Here is a 15,160-nt window from a genome sequence, read left to right on the forward strand (position 1 = left end):
CCCCGAGGACGTCGAACTCGCCGCATGACCCCAGCAAGCCAGACCATCCCAAACCCGACGCGGACCTCTTGACGAAAGACATAGAGGCACCCCCCGGTTCCGGCGTTGCGCGCCTCGGGCAGCCGTTCCCCCCGCGCGTCGCTCACCTCGATGCGTACGTGCCCGCCGTCCTCCCTGTCCCCTGCGTCCATCGCCTTCCGGAGTTCGGTCAGCCGGTGCGGGATGCGCAGCGCGTCGGGGCGCGGGATCTTGAGCATGTCCCGCTGTGCGTGCGGGGTGAAGCGCGTGACGGTGCGGCGGGGACGCCGCCGCCCGGTCCGGGTCCCGGGGCGGTCGTGCCGTAGGGAGCGGCGGGCGCTCGTGACGTTGAGTGACAGGTCGATGTCTGTTGGTGAGGGGTGGAAACTCTGATACGTTCATAGAGAACCCCCTGCTCGTTGCGGCGAGCAGGCGCGAGGCCCGCCAGGACTTAGGCGGGCCTCTGCTTTTGTGGTGACCTCCCTGTCCCCGTCGGGGTCCGTTCCCGGTTCCGTCAGACCCATTCCTTGGGCCGATGCACTTCCGCGCCACCGCCCAGCGGGAACGGGTCCTGCAGCTGCGAGGCGCGGACCGCGCCGTCCCGGATCGGCTTGATGAACAGCGGTCGCAGCTGCTTCAGCCAGCGGCTCGGCTTGTCGAAGGGGTTGAGGATGCCGATGGGCACCCCCAACTCCTCCTTCACGATGCGCAGGGGCTCGCACAGGTCGCTGTCGTTGCTGACCAGCACGACCAGTCCGCAGTCCTTGCGGAAGGCGTCCAACAGCATCTGCGAGGCGATGTGGACGTCGGTGCCCTTCTCCTCGGTCTTGACCACCTGCACCGTGGCGGGGCCGCCGGGAGGAGGCGCGGCGAGCCTCATGCGGGGCGTGGTCTGCTGGAAGCGGCCGTAGTGCAGGGACACCTGGGGTAACGCGCCGAGCGCCCGCAGATAGGCGTCCTGCCTGCGTGGACCTCCCGGATCATCGGGTCGTGGCGTGATTCTCGCCGTGAAGTACCGCACGCGCTTGATCTTCTGCCCGGCCGGCAGCAGCTTCTCGCACAGCGACACCGGGTCGAGCCACTTCAGGTCGGGGCTGTTCTTGAGCCGGCCGTAGTAGAGGTTGAAGCCGTCGATGTAGATGTTGGTAGTCATGCGATTACCGTACGCTGCCGTGGGGATGGCGCGCACCGACTGGCAACGGGCGGTGGTGAGTTGAGGCAGCGTCGGCAGAGGGTCTCGTCGCCGGTCGGCCGGAAGAGGGTCGCTTGTACGTGGTCGCCCTCGCATTCGCGGAGGGCTGCGAGTCGGCTGGACGGGCGGGCGGGGGCGGGCTGTTCGGCGGTTGGGGCGCTGCTGGTCGGGGTGGGCGCGGGCGGTACGTCGCGGAGCAGGTAGCGCAGGAGGCCGCCGGGGCGGTGGACGGGGGTGCCGTCGTCGGGGAGGCCGCGCAGGATGTGCGTGCGGATGGCGCCGGGGGTGTGACCGGCGGCGAGCCAGCGGGAGACGAGGCGGGCCAGTTCGTCGTGCATGCCGCGGGGGATGCGGCGGAGGTCGGGGGAGAGGAGGGGGAGGGCGGCGACGAGGGCGCGGGCGGCTTCGGGGACGTCGGCTGCCTCCGGGGCGGTGGCGTCCGGCTCGGCGGGAGGGTGGGAGGTGTTTCCTCCGGGGTCTTTCTCTGGATGACCGTCGGTGGGCGGAGGGGTCGGAGCACCGACGGCCGGAACGCGGGCACTCGGTGCGAGCTGGGGCGACGCGGAGGCGTCGGATACGTGTACGGGCATCCGGGCGAGGATCTTGGCGGCCTCGGCGGCGCTCAACGGGACGTTGGACACGAGCTGTTGGGTGACCCAGTGACCGCCCGGCCCCTGGAGCCGCCGCTCGTGGACGAACCCCTCCTCCTTGAGCTGCCGCTTGGCCCGCGTGAAGGCGCACGCGCCGATGCGGGCGCGCTCGGCGGTGCGCGACAGGGGCTCGCGCGCCCCGTCGGGGAGGGAGAGCTGCCAGGTCAGCAGCCGCACGGCGTCGGAGGACAGCCGGGGGTGCCGGATGAGGTCGTGCGAGAACTGCGTGAAGGCGCGCGGGGGCGCGATATGGTGCCGGTAAATCACGGTGGAGTCGCTTTCCACTGGTGGTTCAGGCCCTCGTGGACGGCTGCAACCGTCGCGGGGGCCGCCTTCGTTCCGTGCCCGGCGGGCACGCGGAAGACGTGATGTCGAGGCGACGCTACCGCACGGAACGTGCGCGTGCGGACGCGTTGAGTGAAGAAGGCTCGCGTGGAGAACACGCGCCCCTGTGCCGCAGGCCGTGGCCGGGAAGGTTTCGCCTCGGGCTGCTGAAACAGCAGCGGGGGAAGGGGACATCTGGTTCGCTGGGCCTGCCGCGCAGGGACCGGAGGAGGCCTCTCGTGGGGACAGGGGAAGGGCCGGCGGACACCGCGTTCGACGTCGATGTCGCTTGGGAGGCGGTCACCCGGTCCCGCGAGCGGCACGACGCCTCCGGGGAAGCGCGGGCCCTGACCGTACTGGGCCAGGCCCTCGACGAGGCCGGCCGCTCCGATGAAGCCGATTATCTCCATCGGCGGGCCCATGACGTCGCCCCCACCGGAACCGTCCGGCTGATCCAGGCGGAGCTTCTCCTGCAGCGCGGCTTCGAGTTGAAGAGGGACGGAGGCGATCCGGACACCGCGTGGGGCGAATCGCCTCGACGCCGCCGCGGAGGAGGCGCGCGGAACGACCCTGCGCTGGAACCCGGACACCGCGGCCTGGGAAGCGGTGGAGGACGAGCAGGACTCCTGAGGCACCGCGCCGTGCGGAGGGGCGTTCACTCGTCCGGCGCAATTCCTGCTGGTCCCGGCGTGGTTGGCACAGGGGCGTCCTACGGTGCGAGCACGGGTGACCGGTGGACGGATGTGCTGAGGGGGCTGGTGCGATGGAGTCGGGAGCGGACTCGGGTGCGGGCGTGGAGGGCACGGGCGCGGACTCGAACGGTGAGTTCCTGCGCTGCTTCGGGCGGCAGATGAAGCTGCTGCGGGAGGCTACGGGGCTGACCCAGGCGCAGTTGGGTGAGCGGGTCCCGCCCCTCACTCATGCCCGCAGGGGCACTGCTCTGCCCACTCGCTCTTCTTCTGCCGACCGCGTGTCTTCTCCTCGGGACGCCAGTTGACGAGGTCGGCTTTCAAGGTCAGTGGGACCGGTTACCTTCGACCCATGTCGATCACCGCACGACTGCGCGACTCGGTGAAACTGCCGGGTGGAGGCGCACTGGTCAACGGCTTCGCGCTCGAGAGCCGTGGGGACGGTTCCTGCCGTGCCCTCCTCCGGAACGGGCACGAGCTGGAGGTCCACGACCTCCGCGAGGTGCTGGCGGGGGAGCGTGCGCCGGCGGCCGTCTTTCCTCTTCCCTGGCCGGGCTGGGACCGTGGCGTCCATTCCGTGAGCCCCGACGGCACGTTCGCGGTGTTCTCGGGTCAGCGCGCGGTACGGGCCGTGGGCGCGGGCGGGGAGACGCTGTGGGAGTACCGGCACGGCTGCTGGGGCCCCGAGCTCGGTCATCCGCACACGGGTGACGAGCAGGAGGTGTGCCGTGGTCTGGAGCACGGCTCCTGCCGGGTCTCGGACGACGCCAGGCTCGTATGGGCGCATGTCGTCGCCGAGCCGGAGCCGGGCGGCTGGGAAGAACGCTGGGTCGTCCTGGACGCCCGCGACGGACGGGCGTTGGCGTGGCTGCCCCTGGACAGCGCGGCGGCCGGTTCGAACCACCTCTCCCACCCGGACGGTGTCCACATGGGGCTGAGCATCGGCATGGGCCAGGACGGCATCCTGCTGCACTGGGCGCGCTGGGACGGCGAGCAGCTGACCGGCTGGGACCTGAACGAGGGTCTGGACCGCATCCTGATGGACGTCCACGAGGGACACCCGGGCTTCCTGACGGTCGAGCACTACGGAGCGGACCTGCGACTGCACGCCCTGGACGGCACCGTGATCGCCGAGCGGGAGCCCGAGCAGGCCGACGACGAGGACCCGCCCGCCTGGGACTACGCCTGCGGCTTCGTCGACGCCGACACCGTCATCGCCTCGACGGTCGACTCCGACGAGGACCCGGAGCAGGCCCGCCACTGGCTGCTCGACGCCCACACCCTGCGGATACGCGGGGTGGTCGCGTATCCGCAGGGTCGCGTCGACAGCTACGTCCGCCCCCTCGGCGACGGCACCTGGCTCACCTACGACGGCAAGAGCGAGACGCTCAACCGCTGGACCCGGGCGGAGCCGGCGACGAGGTGACGAACGACGCCGGCTGCTCAGCCGGCCCGGTCCGAGGCCGCGGGGTCCCGCGCGAGGAGATCGAGGCCGACCCCGGGCTCCCGCAACGGCCTGGAGCGGCACCTCTCCGGGATCAGTGGCCGGCCGGTCGGACTGCTCGTCGCGCGCGGGAGTCGACCGCCGTCTTCCCCGGCCCGGCCACAGGCCGACGCGCCGCAGTACATCGGAAGGACGCGGATCAGAGTTCCGTAGGCTCCAGCGCCCCCAGGTGCGCCATCAACCCCAGTCGGTCGTACTGCCACCAGCCCTCGACGATCTTGCCGTTGGCGCCGAAGCGGAAGATGGTCGTTCCGGTCATGGACACCTTCTTCCCAGTGGCCGGGATGCCGAGGAAGTCCGCCTTGTGGATGCCCTCCATGCTCCACCGCGTGCACACCCGGTCCGCCTGGGCGATCTGGTCCTCGATCCGGATCGTGAGGTCGAAGCCGCCGCGCCACACGTCCATTTCGCGCCGGAGGTGGTCCAGGCCGATGACGTCCTGCTCGTTCGCGGGATCGTGGTCGTGGTAGTGCTCCTCGACCAGACCCGTCACCGGAGACAGATCGTCCCCGACGGCCAGCACCTCGAAGAACCGCCGCGCGGACTCCGTGTTCAGCTGGGCGTCCCGCGTCACCTCCAGGTCCGTGAACGTGGGCATCTCGTCGCAGAGGGCCACCATGTCCCGGAAGATCCGGTCGGTCTCCGGGAGCTGCGAATTGCGCATCGCGTCCTCGTACGACGGGAACTCCACGATCTCGACGACGTGCGACGCGTCCGAGCGGTCCTTGCCGACCACCGCGTGCGTGGCCGTCCGCTTCCCCCTGGTCTGCTCGACCCACTGGTCCATGAGCCGGTCCATCTCCTCGAACCGGCTGGTCCTGCAGTCGATGAGCTGTACGAAGGTCATGACGTCACCTCCGGCCCCCCTGGGTCCGGGTCCTGTCAGCACCCATTTTCCCCCGGGCGACGGGCTGCGTCCCGCCGTGACCGCGTACCCGCCCCGGGGTCCGCTACAGGGGCCCGTACTTCCGTCCCGTACGCGACGAGATCCCGCCCAGCAGCCCGCGCGGGACCAGCCTCGCCGCTCCCATCAGCGCCTTGTACCGCGGATCCGGAATCGACACCGACTTGCCCCGGGCCAGGTCCGCGAGCGCCGCCGCCGTGACCTTGTCCGCGTCCAGCCACATCCAGTTCGGGATGTTGCCCGTCCCCATCCCGGCCCGCTCGTGGAACTCGGTGCGCACGAACCCGGGGCACAGCGCCATCAGACGGACGCCGCTGCCCGCCAGGTCCCGGGCCGCGCCCTGCGTGAACTGCACGACCCACGCCTTGGACGCCCCGTACGTGCCGCGCGGCACGAACGCCGCCACCGAGGCGACGTTCACGACGCCCCCGCGGCCGCGCTCCCGCATGGCCTCCGCCGCCGCCGACGTCAGCCGGAGCACCGCCTCGCAGTGCACCTTGAGCATCCTCAGCTCGTCGGCCATGGGGACGTCGAGGTAGCGGCCCTTGTTGCCGAAACCGGCGTTGTTGATCAGCAGGTCGACGGGGTTCCTGCGGTCACCGAGCCGGTCGGCCACCGCCTCGATGCCCTTGTCCCGGGCCAGGTCGGCGGTCAGCACCTCCGCCTCGATGCCGTGGCGGTCGTGCAGCTCGGTGGCCTGCTCGCGCAGCCGGCCGGTGTCGCGGGCCACCAGCACCAGATCGTGTCCGTCGGCCGCCAGCCGCCGCGCGAACGCGGCACCGATCCCAGCCGTCGATCCCGTAATCAGAGCCGTTGTCATGGCGCAAGAGTAGTTACCCGGAGCGGCAGCATCCGCTCACGTGGTGGGCCGTCAGGCCCTCAGGCCGGCGAGCCCGTCCCGTACTTCTCCACGTACGTCCGGGCCGTCGCGACCGCCTCCGGGTGCAGCGCCTCGCCCGCCGCGAGCAGCCGGGGCAGCAACGACCGCTCGGTCGTCACCGCGCGGAACTGCAACGCGACCGTCACCTCGTGGTCCGGCCGGTGCACGATCCGCACCGCGTCGCCCGCGCGTATCTCACCGGGCCGGATCACCCGCAGATACGCACCCGGCGCACCCCGCTCCGTGAACCGCTTCACCCAGCCCTTCTCACCCATATGGCCCTGGAACGTGCGACAGGGGATACGCCCGGAGGTGATCTCCAGCAGCACCTCGGGCCCCACGGCCCAGCGCTCACCGATCAGGGCGCCGGACACGTCGATCCCCTCCGTGGTGAGGTTCTCGCCGAACGAGCCGTTCGTCAGCGGGCGCCCCAGTGCGCGCTCCCACGCGTCGAGGTCCTCACGGGCCACGGCGTACACCGCCTGGTCGTCTCCGCCGTGATGCCGCGTCTCGCACACGGCGTCCCCGGCCAGGCCGCTCGCACCGAACCCCTTCGGCCCCGGCGCCGCCACCCGCACCGGCCCGTCCACGGGCCGCTTGTCGATGCCGGTCACACCGTCGCGATGGTCCGTGTACGGCACCGCCTCGGGGCGCCCCAGGTTCACAGACAGAAGCTTCATGCGTCGCACGGTAGGCGACGGGAGTCAAAGCGTCGACGCATTATTCGCCACTCGACCAAAGGACGACTTATCCTTGGAGGGTGATCGAAGCCCGTCATCTCCGCGTGCTGCGCGCCGTCGCCACCACCGGTTCCTTCTCCGCGGCGGCCCGGGAACTGGGCTGCACCCAGCCGGCCGTCAGTCAGCAGATGAAGGCGCTGGAGACGTCCGTCGGGACCCCCCTGCTCATCCGCAGCGGTCGCGAGATGCGCCTGACACAGGCCGGAGAGGCGCTGGTGCGGCACGCCGTCGGGATCATCGCCGGACTCACCGCCGCGGAGGAGGAGGTCGCCGCCATCGCCGGGCTGCGGGCGGGCCGGGTCCGGCTCGTCTCGTTCCCCAGCGGCAGCTCCACGCTCGTCCCCACGGCCCTCGCCGCCCTGCGCGACGCGCACCCGGGCACCCGCGTCTTCCTGGAGGAGGCCGAACCGCCCCGCTCCGTGGAGATGCTGCGCGAGGGAGACTGCGATGTGGCCCTCGCCTTCCGGTACGAGGGGGCGGCGGGCGCCGAGGAATGGGACGACCTCGTCGTACGGCCGCTGCTGACGGACCGGCTCGTGGCGCTCGTGCCGGAGCGGCACCGGCTCGCCCGCGCGGAGTCCGTCGCCATCGGTGAACTCGCCGGGGAGCCCTGGATCGCCGGTTGTCCGCGCTGCCGGGGCCAGTTGGTGGAGGTGTGCGAGACGGCCGGGTTCACTCCGCGCATCGACTTCGCGACCGACGACTATCCGGCGGTCGCCGGGCTGGTCGGCGCCGGGCTCGGGGTCGCGGTCCTGCCCCAGCTGGCCATCGAGTCGGTACGTCCCCGGGGTGTGCGCACGGTGGCGCTGGAGCCCGCGGTGCGGCGGGAGATCGTCGCACTCACCCTCCCGGACCTCGCCCAGGTGCCGGCGGTCACCGCGACGCTCGAGAAACTGGCCAGGGCTGCCGCCCGCTGACCGGGGGTTCCGGCACGCGGGGTACCGCGCCCCGGCGGAGCGAGGGCACGCGCATGCGCCCTGGGGTGAGTGAAGAAACGTTCCTTCAGTTGTTCGAAGCGGCGTGCCCGGCAGCGGCCGATGCCGACACCAGCCGGTGGCGCGCCCGCCCCATCAGCTCTTCGCGCTCGTCCTCGGTCAGTCCACCCCACACGCCGTACGGCTCACGTACCGCCAGCGCGTGAGCGGCGCACTCGGCGCGCACCGGGCACCTCATGCAGACCTCTTTGGCCGAGTTCTCGCGAGCGCTTCGAGCCGCACCACGCTCGCCCTCGGGGTGGAAGAAGAGCGAGCTGTCCACCCCGCGGCAGGCGGCCAGGAGCTGCCAGTCCCACAGGTCCGCGTTCGGTCCGGGAAGGCGGGAGAAATCTGCCATTGCGTGACCCCTTGTAGCCGTTTTGGGCGGATCCGGTGTCAACGACCGTACAACTACGATCCAAGGAGATGAAAATATGACTCATTGCGAATCTAGCCCCAGACACTGGCAAAGGGGAAGAAAAGGGTCTGAATGGGGCACGGGTTGTGATGAAAGTTCGGGGGTCCGTCGCGCATGTCTGCACCGTGTCCGTCTCCTCACGTAGAGTGCCGAAGATGGCAGACGGCCCCGTAACTCTTTCGAGTGACCGTCGTTGAGAGTGCGAGGCGGTTGAAGGAACAAGCGCTCGGGCGGGCGTCCGAGACGGTCGACCGCACAGGTGACGATTTCGTACCAGCCTGGAGGCTCAAGGTGACGCGCATCAGCTGCGGAGGGCGGCCATGACTTCCGTCCTCGTCTGCGACGACTCCCCGCTTGCCCGAGAGGCGCTCCGACGCGCGGTCGCGACCGTGCCCGGCGTCGAGCGCGTGACGACGGCTGCCAACGGCGAGGAAGTCCTCCGCCGCTGGGGAGCCGACCGCTCGGATCTGATTCTGATGGACGTACGCATGCCCGGCCTGGGCGGCGTCGAGACCGTGCGGCGGCTGCTGTCCGCCGACCCCGGAGCGCGCATCATCATGCTCACCGTCGCCGAGGACCTCGACGGTGTGGCGCTCGCGGTGGCCGCCGGTGCCCGTGGCTATCTGCACAAGGACGCCTCCCGCGCGGAGTTGCGCGCCACGGTCACGCAGGCGCTCGCCGACCCGACGTGGCGGCTCGCCCCGCGCCGGCTGCGCTCCGCCGAGATGGGCGCCGCGCCCACGCTCACCGCACGTGAGATCCAGGTCCTCGAGGGCATGAGCCACGGCCGCTCCAACGCCGAGATCGGGCGCGAGCTGTTCCTCTCCGAGGACACCGTCAAGACACACGCGCGGCGGCTCTTCAAGAAGCTCGGCGCGTCGGACCGGGCCCACGCGGTGGCGCTCGGCTTCCGGTGGGGCCTCGTGCGCTAGGGCCCTGCGCGTGGATCACGCCGGATCGGAAGCGGGGTCCGGGCCCCGTGCCGAGCAGCGCGAGGCGGAGGAGGGAACCGGGGCGGAGCCCCGGGGACCGACGCCGACCCGCTCGGCGACACGGCCGGGCGCGGAGTCGGGCTCCGCGTGTCCGGCCTGATCCGAGCGAGAGGCCCTGGGCCCGTTCTTCTTCCGCCCGGACCGCTTCGGCGCCCGGCATCGAGCGGCAACCGGCGAGCGGGGGCACACGAATGCCGCCGCCCGGATCACCCGGTCCGCGCAGGCACGGGGGTCGGCCGCCGGTGGGCCACATCACCGGCCGGGCTGGCATTCGGCCTGGACGGCGGGATCATCCGTGGCTCGGTGGGGTGTGCGCTCAGTCGGGGACGAGCCCGTGCTCCGGTGCGGGGTGCGCTCGGCCGGAACGGGTGCGTGGTCCGGTGGGGCGTGGGCGCGAGACGGGTGGCCGCGGATGCGCGCCTCGCTGCGCGGTCCCGGACCGCTCCGTACGACAGGTCCCGGGGCCGGCCGAATCCGCCGCGCCCAGGACCCGGAAAGCCCCTCCGACCAGGGCGCCGAAGGCCGCTGTCAGGTGCCCGATGCTCGTTTCGCCGAGCATGCCGCATCCTTGAGGGTGTGGAGTTCCTCGGGGACGAGTCGGTCGAGCGGAAGGGGAGGGCGCAGGAGATGAGTTCCGGCGCACCTGCTCATAACGCTTCAGTGCACAACCAGGGACACGGTGCCGCGGACCCGACGTCCGCAAGGCACCATGGACCGATGCGCGACGACGAGGCGGGCACTGCCCAAGGGGCGATCGGTGCGCTCGTCCATCGCGCCGTCGACGGAGACGAGCAGGCCACACACGATCTGCTCGCCCATGTCCACCCCCTGGCCCTGCGCTACTGCCGTACCCGTCTGTCCCGGCTCCCGGGCGACGCCCGGCACTTCGTCGAGGACCTCGCGCAGGAAGTCTGCGTCGCGGTGCTCCTCGCGCTGCCCCGCTACAAGGACACCGGACGGCCCTTCGAGGCGTTCATCTTCGCCATCGCCTCCCACAAGGTCGCCGACCTGCAGCGCGCGGCCATGCGCCACCCCGGCTCCACGGCCGTGCCCTCCGACGAGATGCCCGAGCGCCCCGACGACTCCCTCGGCCCGGAGGAGCGCGCCCTGCTCAGCAGCGACGCCGAATGGGCCAGGAAACTGCTCGCCAACCTGCCCGAGCACCAGCGCGAGCTGATCCTGCTGCGCATCGCCGTGGGCCTCACCGCGGAGGAGACTGGACAGATGTTGGGAATGTCACCCGGTGCTGTCCGGGTGGCCCAGCACCGTGCCCTGAGCAGACTGCGCGCCCTGGCGGAGCAGTAACCCCCGCCGCCGTGCCGCCGCTTCGGCGGATGAACGGACGCCCAGGCGTTCCCGTACGAACATACGAAGCCCACAGCCGTGCGAAACCGTGGAATGAGACACCCGCGCTTCCCGTTAGCATGGACATCCGCACCGAGCAAGGCCATTTGGGGAAGGTGTCATGACTGCCAACGTCGACGGAGTGCCCGGAAAATTCGCGACACTCGGGCTGACCTACGACGACGTGCTGCTGCTGCCGGGCGCGTCGGACATGGCGCCCGACGAGATCGACACCGCCTCGTACGTCTCCAAGAACGTGCGGGTCAACATCCCGCTGCTGTCCGCCGCCATGGACAAGGTCACCGAGTCGCGCATGGCGATCGCGATGGCCCGCCAGGGCGGCGTCGGCGTACTGCACCGCAACCTGTCCATCGAGGACCAGGCCAACCAGGTCGACCTGGTGAAGCGCTCCGAGTCCGGCATGGTCACGGACCCCATCACCATCCACCCGGACGCCACGCTCGCCGAGGCCGACGCCCTGTGCGCCAAGTTCCGCATCAGCGGCGTCCCGGTCACCGACGGCAGCAAGAAGCTGCTCGGCATCGTCACCAACCGTGACATGGCCTTCGAGACCGACCGCTCCCGTCAGGTGCGCGAGGTCATGACGCCGATGCCGCTGGTCACCGGCAAGGTCGGCATCTCCGGCGCGGAGGCCATGGAGCTGCTGCGCCGGCACAAGATCGAGAAGCTCCCGCTGGTCGACGACCACGGCGTCCTCAAGGGCCTGATCACGGTCAAGGACTTCGTGAAGGCCGAGAAGTACCCCCTCGCCGCCAAGGACGCCGAGGGGCGGCTGCTGGTCGGTGCCGCGGTCGGTGTCGCCGGTGACGCCTTCGAGCGCGCCCAGGCGCTGATCGAGGCGGGCGTCGACTTCATCGTCGTCGACACCGCGCACGGTCACTCCCGGCTGGTCGGCGACATGGTCGCCAAGATCAAGTCGAACTCCTCCGGCGTCGACGTCATCGGCGGCAACGTCGCCACGCGCGACGGCGCCCAGGCCCTCGTCGACGCGGGCTGCGACGGCATCAAGGTCGGCGTCGGCCCCGGCTCCATCTGCACCACCCGCGTCGTCGCCGGCGTCGGCGTCCCGCAGGTCACGGCGATCTACGAGGCCGCGCTCGCCGCCAAGGCGGCCGGCGTCCCGGTCATCGGCGACGGCGGTCTGCAGTACTCCGGCGACATCGCCAAGGCGCTGGTCGCGGGCGCCGACACGGTGATGCTGGGCTCGCTGCTCGCGGGCTGCGAGGAGTCCCCGGGTGAGCTGATGTTCATCAACGGCAAGCAGTTCAAGTCGTACCGCGGCATGGGCTCGCTCGGCGCCATGCAGACCCGCGGCGACCGCAAGTCGTTCTCCAAGGACCGCTACTTCCAGGAGGGCGTCGCCTCCGACGAGCAGCTCGTCCCCGAGGGCATCGAGGGCCAGGTGCCCTACCGCGGCCCGCTCTCCTCGGTCGTCCACCAGCTGGTCGGCGGCCTGCGCCAGTCGATGTTCTACGTCGGCGGCCAGACCGTGCCCGAGCTCCAGGACAACGGGCGGTTCGTGCGGATCACCTCCGCGGGCCTGAAGGAGAGCCACCCGCACGACATCCAGATGACGGTCGAGGCACCGAACTACAGCCGCAAGTAGGCGGCGGGCTTCGGCGAGGGCGGCTCCGGAGCATCCGGGGCCGCCCTCGCCGTACGTCCGGGGCGGTGTCCGCCGCGGTCGTCGGGGATACTGGAAGGCGCTGCAACGCATCAGGGAAAGGCCACAGACGTGACTGAGATCGAGATCGGGCGAGGCAAGCGCGGCCGCCGGGCGTACGCCTTCGACGACATCGCCGTCGTCCCCAGCCGCCGTACGCGGGACCCGAAGGAGGTCTCGATCACCTGGCAGATCGACGCCTACCGCTTCGAGCTGCCGTTCCTGGCCGCTCCCATGGACTCGGTCGTCTCGCCGGCCTCGGCGATCCGCATCGGCGAGCTCGGCGGCCTCGGCGTGCTGAACCTCGAGGGCCTGTGGACCCGCTACGAGGACCCGCAGCCGCTGCTGGACGAGATCGTCGGCCTGCCCGCCGAGGCCGCCACCCGGCGCCTCCAGGAGATCTACGCCGCTCCCATCAAGGAGGAGCTGATCGGGCAGCGCATCAAGGAGGTGCGCGACTCGGGCGTGGTCACCGCCGCGGCGCTCTCCCCGCAGCGCACCGCCCAGTTCTCCAAGGCCGTCGTCGACGCGGGCGTGGACATCTTCGTCATCCGCGGTACGACGGTCTCGGCGGAGCACGTCTCCGGTGCGCACGAGCCGCTGAACCTGAAGCAGTTCATCTACGAGCTCGACGTCCCGGTGATCGTCGGCGGCTGTGCCACCTACACCGCCGCCCTGCACCTCATGCGCACCGGTGCGGCGGGCGTGCTGGTCGGCTTCGGCGGCGGCGCCGCGCACACCACGCGCAACGTGCTCGGCATCCAGGTCCCGATGGCCACCGCGGTCGCCGACGTGGCCGCCGCCCGCCGCGACTACATGGACGAGTCCGGCGGCCGGTACGTGCACGTCATCGCGGACGGCGGGGTCGGCTGGTCCGGCGACCTGCCCAAGGCGATCGCCTGCGGCGCCGACGCCGTGATGATGGGCTCCCCGCTCGCCCGCGCGACCGACGGCCCGGGCCGGGGCAACCACTGGGGCATGGAGGCGGTCAACGAGGAGCTGCCGCGCGGCCAGAAGGTCGACCTCGGCACGGTCGGCACGCTGGAGGAGATCCTCACCGGCCCGTCCCACTCCCCTGACGGCTCGATGAACCTCTTCGGCGCCCTGCGCCGCGCCATGGCCACCACCGGCTACAGCGAGCTCAAGGAGTTCCAGCGCGTCGAGGTGACGGTGGCGGACTCGCAGCACCGGCGGTAGGGCCCGCGCGGGCTTCGATACGGCACTGAGGGGCCGGTCACCTGGTGAGGTGACCGGCCCCTCCCGCGTGTCCGGGGGGCCGGAGGGGCGCCCTTGGCAGTCAGGGGCGCGCGGTTGTCCCGGGGCCCGATCCGCGCTGGTCCACCCGGGTGAGGCCGCTGGTGTCCTGGTCAGCGCCCCAGTTCTTCCGGGAGCCCCCTTCCGGGGACACGGTGGGACGGTCTGTCGCGATCGGGCCGGGCCCCGAGGGCGGTGTCGTGGAGGTACGGCGGCCCTCCGCGCGCCCCCTCACAAGCGGTGCGCCGCCCCCGTCGGAGTCGCCCCGCGCGTGTCCAGCAGCAGCTGGGCCTTGACCGACAGCCCCTGGAGGTCGTACGTGCGGTGCTGCTGGAGCAGGATGGTCAGGTCGGCGTCCGCGGCGGCCTCGTAGAGGGAGTCCGCGCGGGGGACGGGGCGGTCGAGGACGTTCCAGGACGGCACGTGCGGGTCGTGGTAGCTGACGGAGGCGCCCAGCTCCATCAGACGGATCGCGATCTCGTGCGCGGGGCTGCCCTGCTCGTCGGCGAGGTCGGGCCTGTAGGTGACGCCGAGGAGGAGCACACGAGCGCCGCGCGCCGACTTGCCGTGCTCGTTGAGGAGTGCGGCGGCCCGCTGGACGACGTAGCGTGGCATCCGGCCGTTGACCTGCTGGGCGAGTTCCGCCATGCGCAGGGTGCGGCCCGTCTGGGCGGTCAGGTCCTGGGCCACGGAGTGACCGCCGACGCCGGGGCCGGGGCGGAAGGCCTGGAAACCGAAGGGCTTGGTCTCCGCGCAGCGGATGACGTCCCACAGGTCGATGCCCAGGTCGTGACAGAGGGCGGCCATCTCGTTGACGAGGGCGATGTTGACGTGCCGGAAGTTCGTCTCCAGGAGGTGCACGGCCTCCGCCTCGCGGGGGCCACGGGCGCGTACCACCTTGTCGGTGATCCTCGCGTAGAAGGCGGCGGCCGACTCGGTGCAGGCGGGGGTGAGGCCCCCGATGACCTTCGGGGTGTTGGCGGGGGTGAAGTCGCGGTTGCCGGGGTCGACGCGGCTGGGGGAGTAGGCGAGGTGGAAATCGCGCCCCGCGCGCAGACCCGATCCCGATTCGAGCAGGCGCAGGAGGGGTCCCTCCGTCGTTCCGGGGGGTGCCGGGGACTCGAGGATCACCGTGGTGTGCGGGCGCAGTCGTGCGGCGAGGGTGCGGGCTGCCGCCTCCACCTGGCCCAGATCGAGCCCGCCGTCCGCGCCGCGCGGGGCCGGCGCGCAGATGACGGCGGTGCGCACCCGGCCCAGCTCGGCGGGGTTGGCGGTCGTACGGAAGCCCTGCGCGAGCATGCGGCGCTGTTCGGCGGCGCTGAGGGAGCCCGTCTCGGGGCCGGTCCGGTAGCCGATGGTGGGGATGCCGGCGGCGACGGCGGCCTGGGCCAGGGGGAGGCCGCACGGGCCGAGTCCGATGACGGCGAGATCTGCGGGCATGGCGTGGGCCGTCCTTCCCAATAACCGGAGTGCTACAGGTGCGCAAGCCCTGTGGACTGGACAGGCGAGCGCAATGTCAGACTAGGAGTAAATATGACCGATATGTGGGATTGATCGGCTGGTTTTCGGTGAGTCGTTCCGCGGGCGTTGTCC

The 15,160-nt window shown here is 71.4% G+C and carries 13 protein-coding genes and 1 pseudogene; 6 read left to right on the top strand and 8 right to left on the bottom strand.

The window, feature by feature from the left end; genetic code table 11:
- The 3 genes and pseudogenes from IE178_RS36240 to IE178_RS25695 form a co-directional block, all read right to left on the bottom strand.
- A pseudogene (locus tag IE178_RS36240) lies at positions 1 to 257 on the bottom strand (hypothetical protein); the annotation flags it as partial.
- Between the two features lie 275 nt (positions 258 to 532).
- Positions 533 to 1,171, bottom strand: coding sequence for an NYN domain-containing protein (locus IE178_RS25690; RefSeq protein ID WP_184761039.1), 639 nt, complete (start codon positions 1,169 to 1,171; stop codon positions 533 to 535).
- Positions 1,168 to 2,127, bottom strand: a complete 960-nt coding sequence (locus tag IE178_RS25695) for a hypothetical protein (protein WP_193513951.1) — start codon at positions 2,125 to 2,127, stop codon at positions 1,168 to 1,170. Before IE178_RS25695 ends, IE178_RS25690 begins: the two co-directional genes overlap by 4 nt.
- A 1,098-nt stretch (positions 2,128 to 3,225) precedes the next feature.
- Between IE178_RS25695 and IE178_RS25700 the strand changes: the two genes are divergently transcribed.
- Positions 3,226 to 4,299: a hypothetical protein gene (locus tag IE178_RS25700; RefSeq protein ID WP_193513952.1), complete on the top strand. Its 1,074-nt coding sequence runs from the start codon at positions 3,226 to 3,228 to the stop codon at positions 4,297 to 4,299.
- Between the two features lie 217 nt (positions 4,300 to 4,516).
- Here the strand turns inward: IE178_RS25700 and IE178_RS25705 are convergent, their stop codons facing one another.
- From IE178_RS25705 to IE178_RS25715, 3 genes are all read right to left on the bottom strand, one after another.
- On the bottom strand, positions 4,517 to 5,224 hold the full coding sequence (locus IE178_RS25705; protein WP_193513953.1) for an ester cyclase: 708 nt from the start codon (positions 5,222 to 5,224) through the stop codon (positions 4,517 to 4,519).
- Positions 5,225 to 5,327: 103 nt separating this feature from the next.
- Positions 5,328 to 6,101: an SDR family NAD(P)-dependent oxidoreductase gene (locus IE178_RS25710; RefSeq protein WP_193513954.1), complete on the bottom strand. Its 774-nt coding sequence runs from the start codon at positions 6,099 to 6,101 to the stop codon at positions 5,328 to 5,330.
- Positions 6,102 to 6,160: 59 nt separating this feature from the next.
- Positions 6,161 to 6,841, bottom strand: a complete 681-nt coding sequence (locus IE178_RS25715) for an MOSC domain-containing protein (RefSeq protein WP_184761045.1) — start codon at positions 6,839 to 6,841, stop codon at positions 6,161 to 6,163.
- Positions 6,842 to 6,921: 80 nt separating this feature from the next.
- Between IE178_RS25715 and IE178_RS25720 the strand changes: the two genes are divergently transcribed.
- A complete protein-coding gene (locus IE178_RS25720; protein ID WP_193513955.1) occupies positions 6,922 to 7,818 on the top strand; it encodes a LysR family transcriptional regulator in 897 nt (298 codons plus the stop codon).
- An 85-nt stretch (positions 7,819 to 7,903) separates the two neighbouring features.
- On the opposite strand, the gene IE178_RS25725 is transcribed toward IE178_RS25720, so the two are convergent.
- Entirely contained in the window at positions 7,904 to 8,233 is a 330-nt protein-coding gene (locus IE178_RS25725) for a WhiB family transcriptional regulator (protein WP_184761047.1), read from the bottom strand.
- A gap of 380 nt (positions 8,234 to 8,613) precedes the next feature.
- On the opposite strand from IE178_RS25725, the gene IE178_RS25730 reads away from it, so the two are divergent.
- The 4 genes from IE178_RS25730 to IE178_RS25745 all read left to right on the top strand — a co-directional run bounded on the left by IE178_RS25730 (position 8,614) and on the right by IE178_RS25745 (position 13,510).
- Positions 8,614 to 9,225 (top strand): response regulator transcription factor, encoded by a 612-nt coding sequence (locus tag IE178_RS25730; RefSeq protein WP_003948568.1) that lies wholly within the window; start codon positions 8,614 to 8,616, stop codon positions 9,223 to 9,225.
- 777 nt (positions 9,226 to 10,002) lie between these two features.
- Positions 10,003 to 10,590: a sigma-70 family RNA polymerase sigma factor gene (locus IE178_RS25735; protein ID WP_184761048.1), complete on the top strand. Its 588-nt coding sequence runs from the start codon at positions 10,003 to 10,005 to the stop codon at positions 10,588 to 10,590.
- A 160-nt stretch (positions 10,591 to 10,750) separates the two neighbouring features.
- Positions 10,751 to 12,256, top strand: coding sequence for an IMP dehydrogenase (guaB, locus tag IE178_RS25740; RefSeq protein WP_184761049.1), 1,506 nt, complete (start codon positions 10,751 to 10,753; stop codon positions 12,254 to 12,256).
- Between the two features lie 129 nt (positions 12,257 to 12,385).
- On the top strand, positions 12,386 to 13,510 hold the full coding sequence (locus tag IE178_RS25745; protein WP_184761050.1) for a GuaB3 family IMP dehydrogenase-related protein: 1,125 nt from the start codon (positions 12,386 to 12,388) through the stop codon (positions 13,508 to 13,510).
- Between the two features lie 288 nt (positions 13,511 to 13,798).
- Here the strand turns inward: IE178_RS25745 and IE178_RS25750 are convergent, their stop codons facing one another.
- Positions 13,799 to 15,007 carry a nucleotide sugar dehydrogenase gene (locus IE178_RS25750; protein WP_184761051.1) on the bottom strand — a complete coding sequence of 403 codons (1,209 nt, stop codon included), beginning with the start codon at positions 15,005 to 15,007 and terminating at the stop codon, positions 13,799 to 13,801.
- Positions 15,008 to 15,160 lie beyond the last annotated feature (153 nt).

The organism is Streptomyces griseoloalbus, assembly GCA_014650015.1.
Lineage (GTDB): Bacteria > Actinomycetota > Actinomycetes > Streptomycetales > Streptomycetaceae > Streptomyces > Streptomyces griseoloalbus.